This window comes from Gammaproteobacteria bacterium, assembly GCA_015709615.1.
In the GTDB taxonomy this organism is placed as follows: Bacteria; Pseudomonadota; Gammaproteobacteria; order Burkholderiales; family Nitrosomonadaceae; genus Nitrosomonas.
On record CP054179.1, the window covers coordinates 2,134,681 to 2,160,671 of the forward strand.

General features: G+C 51.5%; 22 protein-coding genes and 1 pseudogene. 10 read left to right on the forward strand and 13 right to left on the reverse strand.

Going from position 1 to position 25,991, the window contains the following annotated elements:
- Positions 1–43: 43 nt before the first annotated feature.
- Complete coding sequence (locus HRU77_10290; protein QOJ21048.1) at positions 44–1,159, forward strand: ADP-ribosylglycohydrolase family protein; 1,116 nt, start codon at positions 44–46, stop codon at positions 1,157–1,159.
- Here HRU77_10290 and HRU77_10295 read toward each other — a convergent pair.
- Positions 1,156–2,190 carry a methyltransferase gene (locus HRU77_10295; GenBank protein QOJ21049.1) on the reverse strand — a complete coding sequence of 345 codons (1,035 nt, stop codon included), beginning with the start codon at positions 2,188–2,190 and terminating at the stop codon, positions 1,156–1,158. The two genes, HRU77_10290 and HRU77_10295, sit on opposite strands and share 4 nt — an antisense overlap.
- Positions 2,191–2,275: 85 nt before the next feature.
- The gene (locus HRU77_10300; protein QOJ21050.1) at positions 2,276–2,767 is read right to left on the reverse strand and encodes an SRPBCC family protein; all 492 of its coding nucleotides are present in this window, start codon (positions 2,765–2,767) and stop codon (positions 2,276–2,278) included.
- A 449-nt stretch (positions 2,768–3,216) separates the two neighbouring features.
- On the opposite strand from HRU77_10300, the gene HRU77_10305 reads away from it, so the two are divergent.
- The 4 genes and pseudogenes from HRU77_10305 to HRU77_10320 all read left to right on the forward strand — a co-directional run bounded on the left by HRU77_10305 (position 3,217) and on the right by HRU77_10320 (position 6,584).
- A complete protein-coding gene (locus tag HRU77_10305; protein ID QOJ21051.1) occupies positions 3,217–3,966 on the forward strand; it encodes an SDR family oxidoreductase in 750 nt (249 codons plus the stop codon).
- 37 nt (positions 3,967–4,003) lie between these two features.
- Positions 4,004–4,420 (forward strand): cupin domain-containing protein, encoded by a 417-nt coding sequence (locus HRU77_10310; GenBank protein ID QOJ21052.1) that lies wholly within the window; start codon positions 4,004–4,006, stop codon positions 4,418–4,420.
- A gap of 52 nt (positions 4,421–4,472) precedes the next feature.
- Positions 4,473–5,235 (forward strand): annotated as a pseudogene (locus HRU77_10315) (IS5 family transposase).
- A 137-nt stretch (positions 5,236–5,372) separates the two neighbouring features.
- The gene (locus tag HRU77_10320) at positions 5,373–6,584 is read left to right on the forward strand and encodes a helix-turn-helix transcriptional regulator (protein ID QOJ21053.1); all 1,212 of its coding nucleotides are present in this window, start codon (positions 5,373–5,375) and stop codon (positions 6,582–6,584) included.
- Positions 6,585–6,688: 104 nt separating this feature from the next.
- Here the strand turns inward: HRU77_10320 and HRU77_10325 are convergent, their stop codons facing one another.
- The 3 genes from HRU77_10325 to HRU77_10335 all read right to left on the reverse strand — a co-directional run bounded on the left by HRU77_10325 (position 6,689) and on the right by HRU77_10335 (position 9,375).
- A complete protein-coding gene (locus HRU77_10325; GenBank protein QOJ21054.1) occupies positions 6,689–6,931 on the reverse strand; it encodes an IS3 family transposase in 243 nt (80 codons plus the stop codon).
- Between the two features lie 50 nt (positions 6,932–6,981).
- Positions 6,982–8,520 (reverse strand): murein biosynthesis integral membrane protein MurJ, encoded by a 1,539-nt coding sequence (gene murJ, locus HRU77_10330; GenBank protein ID QOJ21055.1) that lies wholly within the window; start codon positions 8,518–8,520, stop codon positions 6,982–6,984.
- A gap of 132 nt (positions 8,521–8,652) precedes the next feature.
- Positions 8,653–9,375: a hypothetical protein gene (locus tag HRU77_10335; protein ID QOJ21056.1), complete on the reverse strand. Its 723-nt coding sequence runs from the start codon at positions 9,373–9,375 to the stop codon at positions 8,653–8,655.
- Between the two features lie 258 nt (positions 9,376–9,633).
- On the opposite strand from HRU77_10335, the gene HRU77_10340 reads away from it, so the two are divergent.
- From HRU77_10340 to HRU77_10360, 5 genes are all read left to right on the forward strand, one after another.
- On the forward strand, positions 9,634–9,972 hold the full coding sequence (locus tag HRU77_10340) for a hypothetical protein (GenBank protein QOJ21057.1): 339 nt from the start codon (positions 9,634–9,636) through the stop codon (positions 9,970–9,972).
- A 12-nt stretch (positions 9,973–9,984) separates the two neighbouring features.
- Positions 9,985–10,842: a DUF692 domain-containing protein gene (locus tag HRU77_10345; protein QOJ21058.1), complete on the forward strand. Its 858-nt coding sequence runs from the start codon at positions 9,985–9,987 to the stop codon at positions 10,840–10,842.
- Positions 10,820–11,599 (forward strand): putative DNA-binding domain-containing protein, encoded by a 780-nt coding sequence (locus HRU77_10350; GenBank protein ID QOJ21059.1) that lies wholly within the window; start codon positions 10,820–10,822, stop codon positions 11,597–11,599. Before HRU77_10345 ends, HRU77_10350 begins: the two co-directional genes overlap by 23 nt.
- Positions 11,600–11,696: 97 nt before the next feature.
- A complete protein-coding gene (locus HRU77_10355; GenBank protein QOJ22133.1) occupies positions 11,697–12,422 on the forward strand; it encodes a HAMP domain-containing histidine kinase in 726 nt (241 codons plus the stop codon).
- A gap of 27 nt (positions 12,423–12,449) precedes the next feature.
- Complete coding sequence (locus HRU77_10360) at positions 12,450–14,102, forward strand: tetratricopeptide repeat protein (GenBank protein QOJ21060.1); 1,653 nt, start codon at positions 12,450–12,452, stop codon at positions 14,100–14,102.
- A gap of 53 nt (positions 14,103–14,155) precedes the next feature.
- On the opposite strand, the gene HRU77_10365 is transcribed toward HRU77_10360, so the two are convergent.
- From HRU77_10365 to HRU77_10400, 8 genes are all read right to left on the reverse strand, one after another.
- Positions 14,156–15,010: a hypothetical protein gene (locus HRU77_10365; protein QOJ21061.1), complete on the reverse strand. Its 855-nt coding sequence runs from the start codon at positions 15,008–15,010 to the stop codon at positions 14,156–14,158.
- A 158-nt stretch (positions 15,011–15,168) separates the two neighbouring features.
- On the reverse strand, positions 15,169–15,741 hold the full coding sequence (locus tag HRU77_10370; protein ID QOJ22134.1) for a YfiR family protein: 573 nt from the start codon (positions 15,739–15,741) through the stop codon (positions 15,169–15,171).
- Between the two features lie 4 nt (positions 15,742–15,745).
- The gene (locus HRU77_10375; GenBank protein ID QOJ21062.1) at positions 15,746–17,842 is read right to left on the reverse strand and encodes a TonB-dependent receptor; all 2,097 of its coding nucleotides are present in this window, start codon (positions 17,840–17,842) and stop codon (positions 15,746–15,748) included.
- A 360-nt stretch (positions 17,843–18,202) separates the two neighbouring features.
- Positions 18,203–18,787, reverse strand: a complete 585-nt coding sequence (locus tag HRU77_10380; GenBank protein ID QOJ21063.1) for a YfiR family protein — start codon at positions 18,785–18,787, stop codon at positions 18,203–18,205.
- A 4-nt stretch (positions 18,788–18,791) separates the two neighbouring features.
- On the reverse strand, positions 18,792–20,906 hold the full coding sequence (locus tag HRU77_10385; GenBank protein ID QOJ21064.1) for a TonB-dependent receptor: 2,115 nt from the start codon (positions 20,904–20,906) through the stop codon (positions 18,792–18,794).
- Positions 20,907–21,191: 285 nt separating this feature from the next.
- Complete coding sequence (locus HRU77_10390; protein QOJ21065.1) at positions 21,192–21,806, reverse strand: YfiR family protein; 615 nt, start codon at positions 21,804–21,806, stop codon at positions 21,192–21,194.
- Positions 21,778–23,856 (reverse strand): TonB-dependent receptor, encoded by a 2,079-nt coding sequence (locus HRU77_10395; protein QOJ22135.1) that lies wholly within the window; start codon positions 23,854–23,856, stop codon positions 21,778–21,780. Before HRU77_10395 ends, HRU77_10390 begins: the two co-directional genes overlap by 29 nt.
- 35 nt (positions 23,857–23,891) lie before the next feature.
- Complete coding sequence (locus tag HRU77_10400; GenBank protein ID QOJ21066.1) at positions 23,892–25,955, reverse strand: TonB-dependent receptor; 2,064 nt, start codon at positions 25,953–25,955, stop codon at positions 23,892–23,894.
- Between the last annotated feature and the right edge of the window lie 36 nt (positions 25,956–25,991).

Consider the following 25,991-nt stretch of genomic DNA (forward strand, 5'->3'; position numbering starts at 1 on the left):
GGCAACGTCCTGGCTAACACTCGATTAACTCAGGAGGTATGTCATGTCACACATGATCATTCAAGACCGCGCCGCAGGCGCCATCATGGGTGCTTCCATCGGCGATGCTTTGGCGCTCGGTCCCCATTGGTATTACGATCTTGCCGAACTGCGGCGCGATTACGGCGATTGGATTACTACCTACACCGACCCCAAATCGGGGCGCTATCACAGCGGACGCAAGGCCGGACAACTCTCGCAAGCTGGCATCATTCTGACTTTGATGCTGCGTTCCCTGGTCGAACGAGGTCAATACGACGAAGCCGATTTCTGCCGCCGGCTGGACGAAGAACTTTTTCCACTGCTCAATGGCACGCCCATGAGCGGGCCGGGCGGCTATACCAGTCAATCGATTCGTCATGCGTGGCGCTGCCGGGTAGAACAAAAATTGCCGTGGGGTCAAACGGGTGGTCATGCCGATACCACTGAAGCGATTGAACGCACGCTGGCGATAGCAGTCCGCTATGCATTTCAACCGGCGGAACTCGCAACCGCAGTGGCAAACAATACCCGCCTGACGCAAATCGACGATACGGTGATTTCCATGACAGTGGCCTATGCCGCCGTATTGAGCATGCTGGTGCAGGGACATGCGCTGGACGCTGCGCTATCCGGAAAATTGATGAAACTGGTGAAAACTGGAAAACTGCCTTTTCACGCCGTCACCTTCGACGATTTGCAACCGCCGCGTCCGGGCGATCCCGATCCGCCCCGTGCCGGAAGATTTGCATCGCCGGATGCATTGCTGACCCCGTCTTACATGGCGCAAGCGGTTACGGATGCGGCTATCCGTATCGAACCGGCGTGGAAGGTGTCGATAGTGTACGGCATGCCCTGCGCTATTTATCACCAACTTCCCGCTGCTTACTATCTCGCCGCCCGCTTTCGCAACGATTTTGAATCCGCCGTGTTGCATGCCGTCAACGGTGGCGGGCAGAACCTGGCGCGCGCCATTCTGACTGGCGCGCTGGTTGGCGCTCAAGTAGGGTTATCCAACATCCCGCAACACTTTCTCGACGGGCTGGAAGATGCGGAAACCCTCATGAATCTGGCTAAAGGCCTTGCTGCTCAGGTTGCGGACGCAGCGAAGCCAGTTGAGATTGAAAATAGCCGGGGCTAAGGTTTGCGCCCGGTCACGATGCTGTAATAACCGGAAGCTTTGTGAATTTGCACATCGATAAAGCCAATTTCCTGCAACATGGTGGATAACTCCAAACCGGAGTATTGCTTCCCTTCCGTCCACCCCATCATCATCATACCGAACGCAGCCGGTGCGAACGGGCCGGTTTTATCGTCGTTGCACAGCATCTCATGGATGACGATGCGCCCGCCGCATGCCAGCGAGTCAAAGCTTTTTGCCGTCAAAAAGTGACATTTCTCCGGCGGCCAGTCATGAAATACATTGGAAAAGAAATGCAGATCGGCGGACGGCCAGTGATCGGACCACAAATTGGTGCCGCAGGTTGTGATGCGATCTTGTAAGCCATATTCAGCAATATAGCCCTGCGCCACTTCGCATACCTGAGGAAAATCCATGACAATCGCTTGCAGATTTGGCAAACGCAAAGCCGCGCCGATCGAATGTGCGCCGGAGCTGCCGCCGATATCCAGCATGATACGATGCTGCGAGAGATCCAGAATCCCCGGCCAAACCAGCGCCGACGCCATGCTCATGCTGTGCATGCCGCTGGTGAAACGGTGCAGCAATTCAATCTGTTCTTCGTGCGACTGATAAATGCTGCCGCCGCCGTAAGTTTGCGGCGAATCGGTCAGGATGGCTTTTTCCAGGCTTGCGAAGGAACAGACCTGATAATTATCGATCATCAGATCCCAGAGAAAACCGAAGTAATTCGGACTCTTCTGCAGCAAATATTCTTCCGATACCGCGGTGAGGGCATAACGCTCTTGTTGTAGCGACAAAAAACCCAGCGCGCAAGCTACGGTCAGAATCGCTTCGGCCGGGCGCGGCTTGATATTGAGCGCATCGCAAATCTCCGTCAACGTGCGCGGATTATCCGCCAGCAGAGCGAAAACCTTCAACCGGTGCGCCAGCAATAACGCCGGATAACCATAAACCGCGAACACCACATCCCATAGCGGACGATCATCGGTTCTCGGCATCGGAACGTTGGAAAAGGCATTTTGTGTCATTAGTTCTCCTTTGACCCTGACCGGTTTATGAAACAGTCATCGCAGCACGCATTGTTGAAAGAATGCTTGGGAACGACCGGGATTCTCATGATTTTTCCGCCTCGACCAAGCGTTTGATATTCTGCACCGTCCGTCCCGCGCCGTCTTTAATGGCGACGCGAACCAATCCTTCGAAAGGCCGCATAATCGCCAGAATTTCCAGCAATTCGAAAGTAAATGTCAGCTTGGTGGATTGCGCCGGATTGATTTCCTGCAACTCGTAAGTGCAGCGGAACGGATCGGACACGCCAACCAGTGTAATGCGCTGCCCCGGCTCGAAGGTTGAAATTTTAAACTTCGATTCCGAACGCCGCCCCTGATCGACGCGAACCTGACGGCCTTCGGTGCCGAGCCGGATCGGCCCCGGCGTCAACTGCTCCAGCTCTTTGACTTCCGGCGACCATTTCGGGTAATTGTCAAACAGACCGTCACCGAGAAAGCGGAATAACTCAGCCGCCGGACAGGATACGATCGTATTAGCCCGTCCGATAACCGGATCAGTCGAACCCAGATTGAGCATGGAACCTAAATTGAACATAGCGTTAGCCCTTGATGACAAACCTAGCTTATCGATTGACGATGAATTGAGACGTTAAACGAAACAAGGGGGGATTTCAAGTAATAAACAACCCCCGTGGCTGGACTAGGGGAATCACAAATTAAGAAGATGAGTAAGTTTTATTACTAATGCAGCAAACACTAACTGATGTTTAAAAGAGCTTCTCGCATTCTCGGAACCTTTCTTTGTACCAATTGATCTTAAAAATGCATAGTTGTATTCGGCGGCATAGCGCTTGGTGCCGGAGTGGTGTACAAGCGAGTATGTTATCCCTTTTATCATTTTGCTCAAACTGACAGCCTTCGGTTGCCATTGAGCCTCATGCCAGGCATCCGCTCCCGTAGCATAAAGGGAGGTATGCTAGCAACAGCAGTCATTAGTAAAATAGCGACAGAAATCCCTATATTCATCGGCAAGGGAGGATAAACATGAAAATCGTCGTCATCGGCGGTACCGGACTTATCGGTTCGAAGACTTCCGCCATTTTGCGTCAGGGTGGGCACGAGGTTGTTTCCGCCTCACCCAAAACCGGCATCAACACCATCACTGGTGAAGGTCTCAAAGAAGCAATGGTCGACACGCAGGTGGTGATCGATCTGGCCAATTCACCCTCATTTGAAGAAAGGGCGGTGCTGGAATTTTTCGAGACTTCCGGTCGTAATCTTCTCGCAGCGGAGACCACGGCCGGTGTCCGACACCATGTAGCATTATCCATCGTTGGAACCGATCGGATGCCTGATAATGGTTATTTTCAGGCCAAAGTCGCACAAGAGAAATTAATCCAAGCTTCCAACATCCCCTACACCATTATTCGTTCGACTCAGTTCCTGGAATTCCTTGGTGCCATCGCCGCTTCAAGTATAGTCGGAAACGTGGTCAGGCTTTCGCCTGGCTTGTTTCAACCTATCGCAGCTGACGATGTTGCTGCCATCGTCGCTGATGTGGCACTTGCTGCTCCACGAAATGGCATTGTCGAGATCGCTGGTCCGGAACGAGCCCCATTCAACGAGATCATCGCCCGCTATCTGAAGACGATCGGTGACACGCGCGAAGTTGTGAGTGATCCCGAGGCCCGATACTTCGGTGGCCGGGTCGAAGAGCACTCACTTGTGCCGTTGGGTGAAGCGCGCCTCGGCTGCATCAGTTTCGACGAATGGTTTCGCCGCTCTCAGGCATGATTCTGATTCTTCATCAACCAATCAGAGGAGAAATTCCATGAAATACATACTCTATTTGCTTCTTCTCACCCTTCTGCCGTTTGGTGTCGCCCTGGCCGATGCACCAAAGTCGAAGAATGCCAAGGTGACCGTCGTCTATCAGCATGAGTTACCGAACATCCCTGGCAAGAGCATCAAGGGCGTGCTCGTCGAATATGGCCCAGGCGGTTATTCACCTGGTCACACACATGCCAAATCAGCCTTCATCTACGCGACTGTGCTTGAAGGGGCGGTCCGCAACCAAATCAATGATGGACCGGTGGTAACCTACGAGGCTGGACAGAGCTTCTCCGAATTGCCCGGTGATCGTCATAGTGTCAGCGCTAATGCCAGCGAGACGAAGTCAGCAAGGCTCCTCGCAGTATTCGTAGTGGATACGAACGAGACCGAATTGACGATTCCATTTAAGGACTGAGCAAAGCGAATAGATACTATAGCCTGTTAACGCTATTCAATATAATTCAGTGATGGAAATCACCGAAACTCAATACCAACGGATCGAATGCTGCCTGCCGCGTCAGCGTGGCAGCGTCAAGCATTCAAACTTGCAAGTTCTCAATGCCATTCTTTGCGTAGCCGGGCATGGCTGCAAGTGGCGAGGACTGCCCAAACGCTTTGGCAACTGGCATACCATCTATACCCGCATGAATCGCTGGGCAAAGAGTGGTGTCTTGAGCCATGTTTTTGGGCAACTCCAGCATCAGCAAATCATCCGTATCCGTATTGAAGCTGTTTCGCCGGACAGTACCAGCATCAAAGTCCATCCCGGCGGTACGGGCGTGTTAAAAAAACGGCCCGCAATCCATCGGAAAATCCCGAGGTGGATGGACCACCAAAAATTTATCTGGTTGCCGCAGATTCCAGAACAACCACAAGCTTCGCCCTCTCACCCGGTCACTCCCATGATGCACCGGAAGGCAGACAACTTTTGCTTTCCCCCGGCCCCGTCAATACGTCCACCTGCCTGCCGATGGATCGCGTTTATGAAGGCGGCCAAACCCGCCAACTGGCGCTAGATTTAGGTTACATCCCGGCTGTTCCGACCGAAGCAAATCGTTTGCCGCCTTGGCAATACAGCCGTGCCATGTACAAAAAGCGCAACGAGATCGAACGATTATTCAGAGGCTCAAGGGATTTCGTCGCATCTTCTCCAGGTTCGATAAGCTTGATGCCGACTTCATCTCCTTCATCCGCTTCGCCTTCATCGTCGAAGCACTCAGATTGTGTTAACAGGCCCTAATATCTATTGCTCATGGTTTTCTTCAGTTTAATTAGTTCAAATTTGCGTATACCATTGATGCATCCAGTATCTAAGTAAGATTACCCGTAATCGTATTTAGTTAGCTCATTGAGATACCAAAGAAAGAATGGGAAGCACACAGAATGAATTGACTCGCCTTAGCAACTTGATCGGCTTGATCTATGAAGGCGCAACTGACCCGAACCGCTGGACCAGCGACATCTTGCCAGCAATAGCTGACTACATTCAGGCGCCAGAATGTATTTTATTCACGACTTCGCATACACCGCAAAATGGAGGGTATTTTTTTATTCATGGCATCGCCCAGGATCATATCGATCTTTACCTAAGCAAATACGTCCACACAGATGTCTGGTTGCGCGCTGGAGCTGAGAGAAATCTATTCTTTGATGGCAATATTACCATCGGGGAAGAACTGGTTCCACGCGAGCAGTTGCTGCAATCAAAAATTTACAAGGAATATCTCAGTCGCGATGAAAACATGGCTCAATTGTTGAGTAGCGTGATTTTTGGAGCAGAGTCCACGAGTTCCATGCCAACGGTCTGCTCATTTTTCCGTGGTTTTCACCATCCGGCATTCGATGAGGCGGATCGCGAACGTTTACGGCTGATTCTACCGCATCTGTCTCGCTCGCTGGGAGTAATGCAACGTCTTCGCTCATCTGAATTGACCGTGACTACTACCTTAGCCGCATTTGATCGCTTATCTACAGGCGTATTGCTAAGCGATTCTGCAGGTGAAGTAACCTTTATCAGTCAAGCTGCCAAGCGCATACTGGATAGCAACGATGGATTAAAGCTAAAGAAGCGCTCGCGCACGCCTGGACTAGGTCAACTTGTTGCTGATAATCCACTGGCTCAACGGGCTTTATCCGTAGCACTTAACGCAACTTTAACCCGAGACCCATACGGTACAGAACATTTCTCCGATTCAGTGATCATTCCCCGTTCATCGGGAAAAACAGCTTTTGCACTTCAATTTTCTGCTTTGGGGGGACAGAGTGAATTTGGTACATGCAGCACTTTTGCAGCCATTATCTTTGTAACTGATAGTGCCCAGCAGGCAGAGGTAGATCCAATTCTACTAGAGAACGCTTATAACTTGACGCCTGCTGAAGCTCGTGTGGCGATCGCATTGCTGGAGTGTAGTTCGGTGCAGGAAGTTGCCGATTATTTCAACATCAGCCCTCATACAGTGCGCACCCATCTTAAGCAGATTTACGCCAAGCTCGGGGTGGATACACGGGTAAGATTCGCCAAACTAATGCTGGGTCTGGCAAGCAACAAGCAACCGCAGAGCATTTTAACTCGAAGATAATTCACAAAGTTAACTCGCCAAAATACCTACACAATCACTAATGCATTGGACAAGCTGACTAGCGATACTGGAGTTGGAGTTGTCCATTTTGACGGACAGTTTTTTCATGGGATCGAGAGAGTCTCGACCTGTGAAAGAGGATTGCACTTTATCGCGGTTTGATTTTTCTCATTCATTTTTTTCTCAAAATTGTTGGGTGATAAATATCCTAACCCGGAATGCCTGCGGGTGGAGTTATACCGGGCTTTGATCCAGGAGAATATGGCCAGCCTTGCTTCAGTTTTGTTTTTCCAGGAGCGCCTATCGATCAATTCACATTCAAGTGAAGCAAAAAAGCTCTCGGCCATTGCGTCATAGGCATCACCCGCACATGTGCTGGCTATACCGGTCGAGCGGACTACAACGTTTGCCGGTTCGTGAAGTCTTTCAAGCGGAATCCGAGCAGCCAGAGTGCGGCGAAATAGCTGGCGGCACCGGCGGCGACTACGCCGCTTAACCGCAGGGCGCGGGTCAGTGCCGGTTCGTTGAGCCACGATGTGCTGCTGCCGGTGGCGAACCACAGTACGATGCCCATGACCGCCAGCGCCAGCAGTATTTTGCCGAAGAAAACCAGCCAGCCGGGTTGCGGTTGATAGATTTTCTGGCTGCGCAATTGGTAAAACAGTAATCCAGCGTTCAGGCATGCACCCAAACCGATCGCCAGCGCCAATCCGGTGTGCTGGAACGGGGTGATGAAAGCGAGGTTCATCAGTTGCGTGGCGAGCAGCGTGATGACGGCAATTTTGACCGGCGTTTTGATGTTCTGGCGGGCGTAGAATCCGGGCGCGAGCACTTTTACCAGGATGATGCCGAGCAAGCCGACGCTGTACGCGACCAGCGCTTCGCGCGTCATCCATACGTCGTGTTCGCTGAATGCGCCGTGGTGAAACAGCGTGGTGATCAGCGGCACGGATAGTAACGCCAGCGCCAGTGCGGCCGGTAGCGTCAGCAGCATGGTCATGCGCAGCCCCCAATCGAGCAGGCGGGAATATTCGTCGTTGCTGTTGTTGCTGTAATGCTTTGCCAGCGACGGCAGCAGGATGGTGCCGAGTGCGACGCCGAGCAGACCGGCGGGGAATTCCATCAGCCGGTCGGCGTAATACAGCCAGGAGACGCTGCCGGTTACCAGTAAGGAAGCGAAAATGGTATTGATCAACAGGCTGAGCTGGCTGACCGAGACGCCGAAAATGGCCGGGCCCATCTGCTTGATCACGCGCCACGCGCCGGTGTCAGGATTTTTGAAACGGATGCGCGGCATGAGTTTTAGCCGCAACAGATAGGGTATTTGAAACGCCAGTTGCAAAATGCCGCCGATAAAAACCGCCCAGGCCAGCGCCAGAACCGGCGGATCGATGAGTGGCGTCAACCATAGCGCGCAACCGATGAATGCGATATTCAGCAGCGCCGGGGTCACGGCGGGCACGTTGAATTTGCCGTAGGTGTTGAGAATCCCTCCGGCCAATGCCACCAACGAGATAAATAAAATATACGGAAAGGTGATTTGCAGCAGCTGAACGGTGAGCTGGAATTTGTTCGGATCGGCGGAGAAACCGGGCGCGCTTACATAAATGATCAGCGGCGCCGCGAAAATACCTGCCAGTGAAATAAAGAACAGCGTGACACCGAGCAGCATCGTGATGTGATCGATCAGGCTGCGGGTTTCTTCGGGAGTGCGGTTGTTTTTATATTCTGCGAGAATCGGCACAAATGCTTGTGAAAATGCACCTTCGGCAAACATCCGCCGTAGCAGGTTCGGAATGCGGAAGGCGACAAAGAACGCATCGGTTTCCATGCCTGCGCCGAAAATCCGCGCAATGATGATGTCGCGCAGGAAACCGAGTATGCGCGATATGAAAGTCATGCTGCTGACCGCAGCGAGCGCTTTAAGTAGGTTCAATGGTTTGAGATTTTAACGCTATCTGATGGCGGTGGTGAGGAGCCGCACGGACTGGATTTCTCGATCCAGTCCGGTTGATTGGAAAATTTAAATCCATCCCAACAAATGGGCAGGGGCAGGCGCAGGCGCAGCTTAGAACATGCAAGTGACTTTCTTGAGCAGACCTTCTTCTTCCCAATTCCATTGCAGGCAGTATTCCGCGCCGCGTTTCGGGTTTTTTACCTCCGCATCGATTTTCGTTTCCCCGGTAACCACGGGCGGCAGCAGCGCTTCTTCTTTGCCGTTCTGGATGCAGAAGAAGCGGGCAGTTGCAACGGCGCGTCCCGAAGGCAGCTCGACGGTCATATGCAAGCGTTGCGTATCGTCGTCGACGACATGCGACAGTATGCCTTCGTTCTGCGTGAAAGCGCCTTCGCATTGATACGTCAAAGTTAAATCGGATCCATTGATGACTTTCAATTCCGGCGGGAGCGTCATGCAGACTTGGTAGCTGTCGTCGTCTTTTCTTTGATCAGCCGGGTTGCCGTTATTGACGCGGAAATTGCTGATGCTGCCGATGGCGCGGATATTTCTGAACCAGTATTCCGAATTATCGACATGACAAGCGGTGGTCATTTGCGTTTGCGTCAAGGTCGCTTTTTTTCCGCAGGTGTCGTGCACGGTCAGTATTTTTCTTAAATCCGCGATGGAGAACGCGGATTTGTTTTGCCGGATTTGATCGAAAATCAGCAGCGCGGCACAGACAACGAATATCAGTCCATGAGCAACGAAATTCGTCAGCAGTGCGACCAAAATACCAAAGACGAGGATCGCGGCATTGATGTAAAAAATAAGCTGGTTGGATTTGTCAAACATTCGGAGCTCCTTAATTAGCAGGCATTTTTTATAATATTTTTGAAGCGCTGAGTTTATCAGAGAGGCGCATGCAACAAAAGCAACCTGGGAAGATTGATGTTGGCTGGTGAAAAATGCCAGTTGCGGACATTATCGGGTGTTTTGCCGCTGCGCAGCGAGTGCCGGTTGGGCTGAACAGCAAGAAACAAACGACTTCGCTCCGATTTGGCGCTATCATTCGCGGTTGCAGTCATGATCAATTTTTTATGGAGAAAATAGATGTCGAAAAAATCAATGAAGCCGGTTTCACTGGCGCTAGGCACTGCATTAGTAACCACTTTGGCTGCCGGCAATCTCGTAGCTGACAATGTTGGCAATCCTTTCGCGTTGAATGAATTATCCGGCGGTTACATGCAACTGGCCGATGCCAGCGATGCCAATAAACCGGCGCAAGACAGCGGCAAGGATTCCAAGCCGAATATGGAAGGCAAATGTGGCGAAGGCAAGTGTGGCGGTAAAAAAGAAATGAAACAAAACATGGAAGGTAAATGCGGTGGCAAGAAAGCCGAGCAAGAAGGTAAATGCGGTGAAGGTAAGTGCGGTTCCAATAAGAAGTAATCCGCGCAAACCATGAGCAGCCAACAGTATCCTGTTCATGGCGCTGGTTTGGGTCTGCGGCGTTCACACATGAGTGCGCTGGCGGATCAAACCACGCAACCGGTGAGTTTCTGGGAAGTAGCCCCGGAAAACTGGATCGGGGTCGGCGGACGCTACGGAAAACAGTTGCGCGAGCTGACCGAGAAGTTTCCTTTTATTTGTCATGGACTATCGCTGTCGATCGGCGGGCCGTCGCCGCTGGACGAAGCCTTTCTGCAGCGGCTGAAGCGTTTTCTGCACGAACATCAGATCCGTTATTACAGTGAACATCTGAGTTATTGCAGCGACGACGGGCATTTGTACGATCTGCTGCCGATCCCGTTTACCGCTGAAGCGGTGCATTATGTGGCGAAGCGTATCCGGCGGGTGCAGGATATTCTGGAGCGGCGCATCGCACTGGAGAACGTTTCCTACTATGCGGCGCCCGGTCAGCAGATGGCGGAAATCGATTTTCTCAACGCCGTGCTGCAGGAAGCGGACTGCGACTTGCTGCTGGATGTCAATAATATTTATGTCAATAGCGTCAATCATCATTACGATGCCGAGGCATTTCTTAAACAACTGCCCGCGGCGCGCATTCGTTATCTTCATATTGCCGGGCACTACCAAGAAGCGGACGATTTAATCGTCGATACGCACGGCGCGGATGTTATCGATCCGGTGTGGCAATTGCTGGAGAAAACGTATCAGCATTTTGGCGTTATTCCGACGCTGCTGGAACGCGATTTCAATCTCCCGCCGTTGGCGGAGCTGCTGCAAGAAGTGGAAATTATTCACACTCTGCAATCCAAATGGCGGAATCAAAGCGGTGACTACGCACAACACGCCTGACCGCCCCGCTTTTGTGTGCCAGCAGTATGCCTTTGCAGCGCATATCCGCGATCCGGAGAGAAACCCCAGTCCGGAAGGAATCGAGGAGCGGCGCATGAAAATCTACCGCGAATTGTTTTATAACAATGTGGAGGGTTTTATCGCCAACACCTATCCGGTGTTGCGCCGGATTCTGCCGGATGACCGCTGGCACACCATGATCCGGGATTATTTTGCCCATCACGTAGCGCATACGCCGCTATTTCCGGAAATGCCGCGCGAGTTTTTGAAATATCTGGAGCATGAACGCGAGCCGCAACCGGACGATCCGCCTTTTTTGCTGGAATTGGCGCACTATGAGTGGGTTGAACTGGCGCTGTCGCTGTTGGATGAAAAAATCGACGCAACGAAAATCGATGCGCATGGTGATCTGCTGACGGGAATCCCCGCGATTTCGCCGTTGGCTTGGGCCTTGAGCTACCGTTTTCCCGTCCACAAAATCAGCCCGGCTTTCCAACCCAAGGAAGCCGGTAAAACGCAAACGCATCTGATTGTTTATCGCGATGCCGACTTTGACGTGCGCTTTATCGAAATCAATCCGGTGACTGCGCGGCTGCTGCAATTGTTTTCCGGTGAGGATGCTGTATCGGGGCAAGCGGCGCTGCAACAAGTCGCCGCCGAGCTGAATCACCCCCAACCCGATACCGTCATTCGGGGCGGCATGGAAATATTAAACGATTTGCAGCGGCGGCTTGTGATTCTGGGGACTTACGTCTAACTTGCCGATTGCGGCGTAACGCTACAGGTTGAAAGTGATTTGCCGTTAGATTGCCCATTGATAACGAATGGAAAATGCACGCTATGCGGGGAATCACATGCTAGGGGTATCGAATAAGCAGCAGACCAATGCGACCAACATCCCGGTTGTATTCAATATGGCAAACTTTCTGGTTTCTTCTGTGCACGACATGAAGAACTCAGTCAGCATGCTCATTTGCGGCCTGGACAAAGTACTGACTTCGGCCGAGGCGGTGCACCTTTCCACGCACGCCGAACTGGTGCAGATGAATCATGAAGCGAAGCGGATCAATAATCGCCTGATTCAATTGCTGACGCTCTATAAGCTGGGTCAAAAAATATATCCCTTTGATCCGCAATCCATTTGCTTGGATGATTTTTTGCGCACGACCGTTGCGCAATATGCACAGTTGCTTAAATTTCACGGGATACACCTGGAAGTCCATGTCCATCCCGATCTGTACTGGTATTTTGATGAAGATCTGATCAGCGGCGTGATCGGCAATGCTTTAAATAACGCCGTGCGCCACGCGCATCATCACATCGTGATCAGTGCCTCCGAATGCGAAGGTAAATTGACGTTGCGTGTCGAGGATGATGGTGATGGTTATCCGGTTGAACTGCTGGAAGGCAATGGCAACGTCATGCAAAGCGTGAATTTCCACGGTGGCAGCACAGGTCTGGGACTTTATTTCTCGGCTATGGTGGCGCATATGCACCGCAATCACGGTTCACGCGGTGAGCTCCACCTGGAAAACGGCGGCTCACTGCAAGGCGCCTGTTTCGTATTACATCTTCCGTAACGGTCATTCATTCCGGTTTTTGCAATCATGAATATTAACCCGCTCGATACCTCAACGCCTGCCGCTGAGTTGAATTTTTCAGGGAAAAATGTATTGATCGTCGACAATTACATGGAAATGCGCAGTATTTTTCGCGACATTCTCAGCAGTTGCGGTGCCGAGGTCAAGAAGATTCATATGGCGACAAATGGTAATGAAGCCATAGCTTGGTTAAAAAAGGTAGCGTTTGACATTGTGCTGTGCGATCTCATTTTGGGGAATGGAAAAAACGGCCAGCAAGTACTTGAAGAAGCCAAACATCAATCGCTGATCGGACCTGCTTGTTTATGGATCATGATCACCGCGGAAAAAACCACGGAAGCGGTTACCGGCGCCGCGGAATATCAGCCGGATGCGTATTTGCTGAAACCGGTCACGGAAGCAAGCTTGCGTTCCCGTCTGGCGAAGACCTGGGCAAAAAAGGAGGCTTTTGCGGAAATTCACAAGGCCATGAAGCAGCAGGACTATGCAAAAGCGATGAGTTTATGCGATCAGCGCTTGGCTTGCGATAAAGCGCATGCAGCCGACTTGCTGCGGACTAAATGTGACTTGTTGCTGGTGACCGGTGAATATGACCGCGCCAAACAGGTATTGGAGGGAATTCTGGCTGAGCGCGATTTTCCCTGGGCCAAAGCGGCGTTAGCCAAAATATTACTGAAGAAGAATGATTTGGACGCGGCCAAATGTTTGCTGGAAGAAACGGCGGAAGCGAATCCGGCTTATCTTGAGGTGCAAGATCTGCTGGCGCAAACCTTGCAAGTCATGGGCGATCTTGCAGGAGCGGGAAATGTTCTGGAGCGCGCAGTAAAATTATCGCCAAACTCGGTCATACGGCAGAAAAATCTCGGACAGGTTTCGATGAAATTGGGCAAGATGGAGGATGCCGAACGTGCTTTCCGCAAGAGTGTGTCGCTCGGAGAGAATTCCGCGCTGCGGACAGCAGATGCTTATCTCGGGTTAGCCAAAGCATGCAGTGCCAATAAAAATTCCGAACAAGCGCTGAAAGTGCTGGGGCAGCTCAAAAAGAACTTTGCGACGGACGAAGTGCGCGTGAAAGCATTAGCGGTTGAGGGAATGATTCATCAGCAAAGCGGCAATAGCGAAAAGGCCAAACAGATTGCCGGTGAAATCGGTCAATCCATCGGGGACAGCAACGTGCATCCCGATAGCGAAGGTGCTCTGGAAATTGCTCGTTTGCTCATGATTACCGGTGATAAAGAAAAAGCCATTCAACTATTGCAGAGGGAAATCAAAAACAATCCCGAAAGCGCTGCTTTACTGCGCGATGTTGCGGAAATATTCGACCAAGCCGGCATGGGCGAAGAAGGCAGCCGGTTGATCGAAACTTCGCGCCAAGAAGCCATGCTAATTATGAACCGCGGGGTATTGCTGATCAGTAAGGGGCAATATGAAGAAGCTCTCAGCGCCATGCGCGATGCGTATGCGGTAATGCCGGCAAATATTCGCGTGCTGCTCAATCTGGCTCATGTGATCATTACCTATATGCAAAAAAATGGCGCAACCTCCGAACTGATCGACGAGGCCCGCCATAGTCTACAGACAGCCAATGAGTTGTCGCCCGGCGAGCCGCGTTTTATTCGTTTGACTGCTGCACTGAACGAACTCACCGCTTTGCGATAACCCGCGCGGATGCTTTCGCTATCCGCTGAAAGCCGATCCGCGATCCGTAACGGTTATTTCACCTTAACGAAATTGCCGCCCTGATTGACCCAAACTTCGCCCGTAAACGCATCGCTGATGGTGGCGGCGTCGGTAGCAAAACAATCATCCACATTTTTGCTGGTATACGTTCCGGTTGTGAAATATTTCACTGGCGGATTCAGCGCAATTCCTGGAATGGCTAGACCTGACAACGTTTCGGTGATCGGCGCGGTAATGTCGAGACAAAGATCGGAATTGACCACCAAGTTGGCTGTCGCGGCGGGCGCATTCTTGGTGCAATGCTTAACGTTTGCGGCAGCGTCAACAAGACTGAGCAGACTAAACCCCGGAACTTCCAAGCCTGTGATATTGGATGAGGTGACGGTGTTGCTGCCGAGCACGGAAATACCGCTTGCCGCCGTTTGCGGAGGTGTCTGGCAGAGATTGGTCTTGGACAGATCGGGTGCGAGCACGCATTGACCATTGCTCGTTACCGTCACGACATTGCCGCTTTGGCTATAAAACACACCGCTGATCGCTTCGCTTGTGTCGCAAGCGGCGATCCCGCCGTTGCTGCCGGAATTGTCGACTTGATTGATCAGATTGACGAGGGAATCGATCCGCGTCGGATTGTTTCCCCAAGGTCCGCCAAGCACATAAACATCCTGGTCGCTTTTGTTGACACCCGCATAAATGTTAGTTTCCGGATAGTAACGGAAGAGCCAGGGCTCGATGTTTTGCGTGGCTTGGTGGCTCGAAAAGTATTGCGGGAAATTTTTCTCGGCCCAATTGAGTAACTTGTCCGTGTCGCTGGCCGGGGTGGCAAAGGCGAGCTTCAAGTGAGCGATTAGAATAATTGCACAAGCCGATAGGATGAACCGTTTCATGATTGAGATCTCCGCTAAATGGATTGGGATGAACGAGTATTCGATTGTATGGACTTTTCCGGCATAAGCGAAAAAGATGACCCACATTGTATATTTTATGAATTACGTCTGAAACGGGATATAACGGCGGAAAACCGGCTATTTCTTTTGAATCGTTTCTATTGATGTACTTTTACCGCGAGTTGCAGCAGTTTTGAGCTGATGTCCAATCCTGATTTACGCGCGCTTCCTAAATTGATTTCAAATACGATTTTTTCGTCGATCAGATTCATATTGATGATGGCGCCTTTTGAAATGGCGTTCGCATGATCCGTCAATGTCAGTATCGGTTTGCCGGATAAGCTGCGCATAATGCCGGTCAGATTATCGTTGACCGGTTGCGAGAAGAAAACAGCCTGGCACTGTTTCAATTGCTCGGGATCGTTGCTGCGCAGAACCTTGATCGGGCGTGCGCCGACCGATTTATTTTGCAGCTTGTCGATTTCCTGGCCGAAATGATCCTCGCCGTACAAGCAGAGATTGATGACCTGAGCACCATTCCCGGGCCAATGCGTGAAGGCCAGGAAGTTGTAAATGAAAGCGGCCTTGACTTGATATTCCAGCGCCGGTTGCGCCAAAGCGCTACGCTGCGGCATGACTAAGCCGTAGCCCAGAAGGAATACCAGCAACAAGCGCGCGAGGCTTCGCGGCAGCATTTTTCCGGATGATCGATCGATCAAAGGCGATGGCATCGGCTTAGAAGCGGATCTGAATGCCGCCATAGACGCCGCGTGGAATTACGGCTGGGATGGAAGGAATAAAATCGGGCGCCAGTTCCTGATGGTTCCGGCTGAACAAATTTTGTCCCACGACGTATAACTCGATGTTCTTGGCCGGTCTGTACGATACTTTTGCGTCCGCGGTGACATAGCCGGGCAGATTGTAATAGGCAATGTTGCTGATGTAGCGCAACCAGAGATTGATGTCCAGTTTGTCCGATAAATCGTAGTTGGAGCGCAGTGAAATCCGGTGTTGCGGCGTTACTTTGTCCGCTCCGCTTACACTGGGATCGAAATCCTTCGTCAACGGGTTGGATGAAATCCGCATGTCGATAAAACTGTAGTTACCTTGCAAACGCCAATTCTGCGTTGGCTTCCAATCGCCTGACAATTCGAAGCCGTAGGTTAGCGCCGCAGCACTGTTATCGGTCAACACCGAGGTGATAATCTGCCGCGGTAATCCGGTGTTGAGCGTGAATCCACCCAGGCTGAAGTCTCTCAATTCGCTGTAGTCATTCACGAAACCGGAAATGTCGACGGATGCTTGCGGCGAGAAACGGTGCCGGTAACCCGCTTCGTAAGCCAGCAGCTTTTCCGATTGGAATGAATGGGAGCCTTGAAATACCGCCTTGAGCGGAAAGGGTAACGGCGGCAATCCGGGAGCATTGCCGAACTGCAAGAAGTCGAGTGTGGCATCGTTCTCCGCCCGGGCGGGGGTGCGGACTGCGCGGGAAACCGATAGCCAGAGCGTGTTTTCCGTATCCGGCGTCCATGCCAGACGGGCGCTCGGTTGAATTTCCAGGCCGGTGAAATCGTTATGATCGAGCCGCGTTCCCAGATTGAAATACAAACGGTTGGGGATGAGGGTTATATCATCGCGGATAAATCCGCTGTAAACATGGTTTGTGCGATCTTGCGGTGTCAGCTTTATGAAACCATTTTCGAATACTTTACTGTGATATAGCCGGTAATTGCCGCCCCAGGTGATATCGTGCCGGTCCCACAACGAGAAGCGATGCTGCGCGTCGACATCGAAGCTTTCCGTATCGAAGCTGAAAAGGGGCGACATCTGATAACGCACGCGATCGTAATAGGTTTGCAACAGAATCGACGATTGTTCGGACAGTGTGCGATCCCAGCGGAAACGGATATTGCCGCCCTCATTCTGTCCCCGGACATTGTTGGTGGGGGATGATTGCAAGCTAATGACGGATTTATCGTAAGTGTCGCCGATAGCGTTGGCGAAAATGTCGCCTTGCAGCGTGAACTGATCGTTGCCACGGTGATGATCGATACGGAATCCGCCCCGGCCGGACTGCCACTGATCACGATTGCTGGCACCCGACGGGGCGTCGGTATGATGCCGGGCGAAGCCCTTGGCGTACACCCGGAAGGGGGTATCTTCATTCATCTTGCCGCCGTAGCGTGCGCTCACGAAGCCTTGCTCGAAACTGCCTCCGCCGGCGGTCAGCAAAGTCCCTTGGGTATCCGCCGCTTTCTTGGTGATGATGTTGATGACGCCGTTGACGGCATTGATTCCCCATACCGTGGCGGCAGGGCCGCGGATTACCTCGATCCGTTCGATGTCCTCCATCAACGTGTCCTGCTGTTCCCACAGCGTGCCGGAGAATATCGGATTGTAAACACTGCGGCCGTCGATCAACACTTGCAGCTTATTGGCGAAACGGCCGGTAAAACCGCGGATGCTGACCGCCCATTTGTCCGTGCCGAGGCGATCCACTTGCACGCCGGGCGCCATTCTCAATGCATCCGGTATATTGGTGACACCGGAACGGCGGATATCGTCCTGCGTAATCACGAAAACCGCGGATGCAACCTCGCTCAGTTTTTGCGGACGCCGCGATACGGTGGTGACTTTGATATCCATCAGTTCTTCCAGGCTCAAACCGAGCAGTTGATTGCCGGTGGCGGAGTTGCCTTGCGCCGCGGCCATGCCGGTTAAATCGGTCAGCACGGCGATTACCAAGAGCTTCACGGCAAAAGCTCTTAATCCAATCAGCTTAACAAGTCGTATTCTGAAGAATAACCAAGTGAAATATCCAGAAATTTTCATTTTGCCTCATGTATTACTAGTGCTATTAAAGGTGCGCGGGGGGTGACGAATTACAACCAGGGGCGGCGGGAGCGGCCCGGATCGATCAAGCCGTTGCAACGATTTTTGTTGCAAGGTTTGTCGCTGGTATAAACCGGGCGGGTAAAGCCGTAGCGGAACACACCATTGCAATAATCCGGATTTTATAAGCGTGATTGATTCGGAGCGTACACTATTCCTCGTCATGATAAGCCGCGGCCGGGAAGTTCAATTTCCTGATTTGAACTGTTTTTCTACGCTATTAAATTTCAGAGGACAAAGATCCAAGTGAAATCATGCGCTACCCGCCCGGGGCGGCGAAACGGTATTCGCAGCATGGTTTTATTGATGAACTTTGGTTGCCAGTTGCAGTAACTTGGAGCTGATGTCCAAACCATTCTTGCGGGCAATGCCCAGATTGATCTCGAACACGATTTTATCGTTGACCAAGTTCATATTGATCGCGATGCCTTGTGTCATGGCATTGGGATTGTCCGCCAGCGTCAGCACCGGCGAGGCGGATAAACTGCTCAGAATGGCGGGTAGGGTGTCACCGGCCGACCGGGAGAAGAAAACCGCCTGGCATTGCTTGAGTTGACCGGCGTCCTGCACGCGCAATACCTTGATCGAGCGCGCGCCGACCGATTTTTCTTGCAGCTTGTCGATTTCCTTCCCGAAATAATCCTCGCCGTAAAGGCAGAGATTGATCGTGTGATCCGCGATGCCCTCGGGCCATTGCGTGAAGGCAATGAAGTTATAGATAAAAGCGGCTTTGACTTTGTATTCCAGCGTATTGTTTGCCTGTGCCGGTGTATGAGCAACCGGCAAACCATAGCCCAGCACCAAAGCCAGCAGCCCGGTGCAAACGCTCCGGGTTATCAAGGTAGCCGGTAATTCAATTAGTCGACGAAGTGTATGCAGGATCATAGGCTCACCAAAAGCGCCACTGCGCTCCTGCGTAAACGCCTCGCGGAATGGTCACGGGCACGATCGGAATAAACTCGGAGACGAATTCCCGATGATGCTGGCTGAACAAATTCTGACCGGCGACGAACAGTTCGATATTTTTTGCCGGTCTGTAGACCAGTTTGGCATCCATCGTGACATAGCCCGGGATATTGTAAAACCCGATATCGCTGCGATAGCGCAGCCATAGATTGAGTTGCAATCTTTCCGAAAAATCGTAGTTTGAGCGCACCGATACCTGATGTTGCGGTGCCGTTTTTTCTGCCCCTCCTCCGGACGGATCTGATTTTGCCAGTAAATTATTGGAGAAAAAGTCGATATGTATGAAACTGTAATTGCCTTGCAGTCGCCAGTTTTTCCGTGGCTTCCAATCCGCCGATGCTTCAAAGCCGTACGTGAGCGCGGAACCTTGGTTATTGATCGTCAAAGGCAATAGCAGCTGCCCGGGCAATAACGGATTGAACGAAAATGCGCCAGCGCTTGAATCGCGCATTTGGCTGTAATCGTTTACAAAGCCTGCCAGGTCGATGGATGCCTGGGGCGAAAATTGATGGCGGTAGCCTAACTCATAAGCGATGAGTTTTTCCGAGTTGTAATGGTGGCTGCCGTTTAACAGCGCTGTGATCGGCAGCCTGGCGAGCGATGATCCGAAAGCGCTTTGCACTTGCGGCGTTATATTGATAATGGCATCGTTTTCAGCGCGCGACGGTGTTCTGACCGCGCGCGAAACCGCCATCCACAGCGAGTTCTCCGGATTGGGCGTCCACATCAGGCGCGCGCTGGGTTGAATTTCCCATCCGCTGAAGTCGTTGTGCTCGAACCGGCTGCCCACCGTGAACATCAAGCGGTCCGGTATCAGTGTGATGTCGTCGCGGATGAAGGTGGCGCCTAAATGATTCGTTTGTTCGCGCGGCGTGAGTGTCAACAGACTGGTATCGAAAACCTTATTGTGATACAGCCGGTAATTGGCCCCCACAGTCACCTTATGACGATCGGCCAACGGGAACCGGTATTGCATATCGATATCGAAGCTTTCGGCATTGAATTTTCCTACCGGCAATAATTGCGACTGAGTGCGATCGTAGTATGCCTGCAACATGAAAGCGGAGTGCTCGGAGAAATTCCGGTCCCAACGGAAGCGGATATTTCCGCCTTCGTTATGTCCGCGCATTTGGCCGAGCGGATTCGTTGATAGATTGAGGGCGCTTTTATCGAGCGTGCTGCCGTCGAAGTTGGAGAAATAATCGCCTTGCAGGGTAAATTGATCGATGCCGCGGTTATGATCGAAACGGAATCCGCCTCTGGCCGAGTGCCATTGGTCGTTGGCATGCTCGCCGGATAACGCGTGCGTTTGCCCGCGGGTAAATCCTTTGGCATACACACGGAACGGCGTATCTTCGTTGAGCTTGCCGCCGTAACGCGCCCCTGCGAAGCCATGCTCGAAGGTGCCGCCGCCGGCGGAGAACAGCGCGCCCTGCGTATCCGCTGCTCTCTTAGTGATGATATTGATGACGCCGTTGACGGCGTTGGCACCCCACACCGATGCGGCCGGGCCGCGAATGACTTCGATACGCTCGATATCTTCCATCAACGTGTCCTGCTGTTCCCACAACACGCCGGAGAAGATCGGCAGATAAACGCTGCGCCCGTCCATCAGCACTTGCAGCTTGTTGGAGTAGAGTCCGTCAAAGCCGCGCACGCTGATGGCCCATTTGTCCGTGCCGACGCGTTCCACTTGCATCCCGGGCGCCATGCGCAATGCATCGGGAATGCTGGTGGCACCGGAACGGCGGATGTCGTCCTGGGTGATGACAAAAACTGCGGATGCGACCTGGTTCAGTTTCTGCGGGTTTCTGGAAACGGTGGTTACCTTGACGTTCATCAATTCTTCAATACTCAGGCTGAGAAATTGATCGTCAACCGGTTTGTTTTGCGCAACCGCCAAACCGCCAGGGGTTATTAGCAGCCATAGCCATGCAAAAGCCATTCCCAGTGCAAGCGGCTTTATCCACGTTATCATGGCCGACAGGGATGTGAAGTACTTAATAAGCTTCATCTTATTTTGTATCAGTAGCGCCATTCAACACCGGCATAAACACTCCTTTGCACATAGGTGGCCAAGGAGGGAATAAAAACAGATTGTGATTCGCGACGATACTGGCTGAACAAATTTTGTTAAGGAAGGCAGTCAAATCATCCGCAGGTGTCATAGGTTAGTAAAATGAATAATATAGCTTACTTTATTATGATAATTGACGGCTTGGAGATGTAATGTTCTGAGTTGAACCAATAAATTCCTTTTTTTTTAAATTCTGTTGCAGGAAGATTGAACTTGGCCGATGAAAATGGGTAAGCCCGAGAAGTTTTATTGATGGACCTTGGTCGCTAGTTGCAGCAACTTGGAACTGATGTTCAGACCGGATTTTCTGGCGTTTTTCAGATTAATTTCGAATACGATTTTTTCGTTCACTAAACTCATGTTGATGGTAATTCCTTGCGAAATTGCATTCGGGGTGTCGGCGAGCGTCAAAATCGGATAGCCTTCCAGGCTGCTGATAATATCCGTCATGGTGTTATTGACAGATTTGGAGAAAAAGATCGCTTGGCATTGCGGCAATTGATTGCTATCGCTGACGCGCAAAACTTTGATTGGATGCGGGCCAATCGATTTATTTTGTAATTTATCTATTTCTTGCCTGAAATAATCCTCGCCATAAAGACACAGATTGAACGCCGGTTCAGCATTTCCGGGCCATTGTGTGAACGCGATGAAGTTATAGATAAAAGCGGCCTTCACTTGATACTCCAAGATGCTGTCCGCTTTTGCCTGTGCGTAAGTTACAGGCAGGCCATAGCCGAGCAGGATGGCCAATAGCCCGGTGCGGATGCTTCGTATCACGAAGCCATCCGGCAATTTGCTGAGTCGATGAAGTATATGCAGACTCATATTCTCACCAAAAGCGCCATTGCGCCCCTGCATAAACCCCTCGTGGAATGACGGCTAGTGACGAGGGCAGGAAATCAGCTACGAACTCCCGGTGATTCTGGTTGAACAGATTTTGTCCGACAACGAACAGCTCGAGGTTTTTGGCCGGTTTATACGTCATTTTGGCATCCATCGTGACGTAGCCGGGGATGTTGTAGTAAGAGATATCGCTGGTATAGCGCAACCAGAAATTGGCTTCCAATTTATCCGATAAATCGTAGTTTGAACGGAGTGACAACTGATGTTGTGGATTTACTTTGTCGGCGCCGCTGGTGACGGGATCAAACCTTTTTGTCAGTGAATTGGCGGAAATATCCATGTGCAAAAAACTGTAGTTGCCTTGCAAGCGCCATTTGTCCGTAGGCTTCCAATCAGCGGAAATCTCAAATCCATAAGTTAATGCCGATGCTTGATTATTGCCCATGATCGGCAACAAGAATTGAGTAGGTACCCCTGTACTCAGCGACAATGCGCCAAAACTGGCATCGCGCAGCTGGCTATAATCATTAACAAATCCGGCGATATCGACGGATGCGCGCGGAGAGAATTGATGACGATAGCCTAATTCGTAAGCGATGAGCTTTTCGGAATTAAAGCTGTGTGAGCCCTGGATTACCGACAATACCGGGAAAGGTAACAAAGACAGTCCCGGAAAATCACGTATTTGCGCTGCATTGAGGCGGATGTCGTTTTCAGCGCGGGAAGGCGTGCGAACGGCACGTGAAACTGCCATCCAAACCGAATTCTCGGCATCGGGAGTCCATATGAGACGTGCATTGGGCTGTATTTCCAATCCAGTAAAATCATTGTGATCCAAACGAGTACCGATTGAAAACCGTAAGTAATCGGGTATCAGCGTGATTTCGTCGCGAATAAAACCGCTGAAGAGCTGATTAGTTCGAGTGCGCGGATGGAAAGTAATGACGTCAGTATCGAAGAACGTATTATGATAAAGCCGGTAGTTGGCACCCCAAGTTAAATCATGCCGGTCGAACAAGGGAAAACGATGCTGAAAATCAGCATCAAAGCTTTCAGCGTCATAATCAACAACCGGTAATATTTTTTGGCGGACACGGTCATAGTACGTTTGAAACATGATGGAAGAACGATCTGAGATTATCCTGTCCCAGCGAAAACGGATATTTCCCCCTTCCTCATAGCCACGGTAACCGTTGACCGGAAGGGTTGGCAAATCGAGTACTGCTTGATTGATTTTATCGCCATTGGAATTAAAGAAAACATCGCCTTGCAGGGTGAGCTGATCGATCCCGCGGCTATGGTCTACGCGGAATCCTCCTCGAGCCGAATGCCATTGGTCGCGATTGTTCTCTCCGGATAACGACGCGGTATTGTCTCGGGTGAAGCCTTTGGCATAGACGCGAAAAGGCGTGTCTTCATTGATTTTCCCGCCATAACGAGCGCCGGCGAAACCGTGCTCGAAACTTCCACCCCCCGCGCTGAGTAGTACTCCCTGAGTATCGGCGGCTTTCTTGGTGATGATGTTAATTACACCATTCACCGCATTCGCTCCCCATACCGCAGCGGCGGGTCCACGGATCACTTCGATACGCTCGATATCTTCCATCAGCGTATCCTGATGCTCCCACAATGTGCCTGAGAATAAGGGTGAATAAACGCTGCGTCCATCCATCAGGACTTGCAATTTATTGGCGAAGCGGCCGTTAAAACCGCGCACACTGACTGCCCATTTATTCGTATCGATACGCTCTACTTGTACGCCGGGCGCCATTCTTAAGGCATCCGGAATGCTCGTGGCGCCGGAGCGGCGGATGTCGTCCTGGGTGATGACAAAAACAGCGGAGGCAACTTGAGTCAGTTTCTGCGGATTTCTGGAAACCGTGGTTACCTTGACGTTCATTAGCTCTTCGATGCTTAAGCTCAGAAGCTCGCTATCGGCGGGCTTATTTTGTGCGATTGCCGGATTTGCAAAATATCCCGCCAGCAGGATTAAAGCTGACAGTTCCAGAATAAATAACTGCAACAAACTTCGCTTCCAGATACTTTGCAGGGAACGCATCCGCATCATTGGGTCCGGTGTGAGCAAAGTGTTTCTCATGTTTAAAAGCGCCATTCCGCTCCGGCATACACGCCGCGCGGTATTGCGACCGGTAATGAAGGGAGGAAATCGGAGACGAATTCCCGGTGATTCTGGCTGAACAAGTTCTGGCCGACAACAAACAATTCGACATTTTTTACCGGTCTATGTACCAGCTTGGCGTCCATGGTAACGTAGCCAGGAATGCGGTAAAAATCCACGCCGCTGACATAACGCAACCAAAGATTGAGTTGTAGTTTTTCCGAGAAGTCGTAATTGGAGCGAACCGAAACTTGATGGTGCGGGCTGACTTTGTCCGCACTGCCGGTTGTCGGATCGATTTGTTTCAGCACCGAACCGGAGTGAATTTGCATGTTGAGAAAGCTGTAATTGCCTTGCAGGCGCCATTTGTCGTTAGGTCTCCACTCGACCGATGCTTCCACGCCGTAAGTCTGACCGGAAGCTTTGTTGGTCAATCCGATCGGTAGTATCAGGTGCGGCGGGAAGCTCGTGTGGAATGACGGGAAGCCGACGGAAAGATCGCGCAATTGGCTGTAATCGTTATAGAACCCTGCAATATCGACGGATGCTTGCGGTGAGAACTGATGGCGGTATCCCATTTCGTAAGCGATTAATTTCTCGGAATTGAAGTTAGACGAACCGGCCAATTGCGCTAGCACCGGAAACGGCGGCAATATCGAGAAACCGGGAAGAGCGTTGAGCGTCCGGGTATTGAGCAGAATATCGTTTTCCGCCCGGGAAGGGATGCGTACCGCGCGTGAAACTGCCATCCAGATCGAGTTTTGGTTATCCGGCGTCCACATCAAGCGGGCGTTGGGCTGGATTTCCATGCCGGTGAAATCGTTGTGGTCGAAACGCGAACCTAAATTGAGCCGCAAACGTTCGGGCAGCAACGTAATTTCGTTGCGAATGAATGCGCTAGCCATGTGATTGGTTTGCACACGCGGACTGAATGTGACTAATTCGGTATCGGACACCTTGTTATGGTAAAGCCGGTAATTCGCTCCCCATGTGATATCGTGTCTGTCAAACAATGGAAAGCGATGCTGAAAGTCGATGTCGAAGCTCTCGGCGCTGAAAATCGAACTGGTTAATAAACGATAATCAACCCGGTCATAATAGGTTTGCAGCATGATGGCGGACTTTTCCGATAGCGTGCGATCCCAGCGCAAGCGGATATTGCCGCCTTCATTATGTCCCCGGGCTGCATTGGTTTGAATGATGGGCGCACTTAACTGCGATTTATCGAGCCGATCGCCATACGAATTGAAGAAGATATCGCCCTGCACGGTAAACTGATCGATACCGCGATGATGATCGAGGCGGAATCCGCCGCGGGCGGAGTGCCACTGATCGTTGATGTTTTCTCCTGTCAAGGAATGTGTGTGACTTCGGGTGAATCCTTTGGCATAGATGCGGAATGGGGTGTCTTCATTGATTTTTGCGCCGTAGCGCGCACCGGCAAAGCCTTGTTCAAAGCTGCCGCCGCCGCCGGAAATGAGCGTACCTTGTGTGTCGGCTGCTTTTTTGGTGATGATATTGATCACGCCGTTGACCGCGTTGGCGCCCCATACCGCCGCATTAGGGCCGCGGATGACTTCGATGCGTTCGATGTCTTCCATCAGCGTGTCCTGCTGTTCCCATTGCAAGCCGGCGAACAGCGGGTTGTAGACACTGCGGCCGTCCATCATGACTTGCAGTTTGTCGGCAAAACGGCCGTTGAAGCCGCGTATGCTGATGGCCCATTTATCCGTGCCGATGCGGGCAACCTCGACACCGGGCGCCATGCGCAAGGCTTCCGGTATGCTGGTTGCGCCCGAGCGGCGGATGTCGTCCTGGGTGATGACGAAAATGGCGGAGGGAACTTCTGACAGTTTTTGCGAATGGCGCGATGCCGAGGTAACCTCGACTTTCATCAATTCTTCGATGCTCAGATCGAGGAACTGATTCTCAACCGGCTTTTTCCCCAACACTGCTTTGCTCTCCGCCGATACTATATTGGCGAGACAGCAGAAAACAATGAAAATCGACAATTTTAGTTTGAATGATATTACCGGATTACACATCAAGATCACGAGTGGTTAATTTCCAGTGAGCGCTGT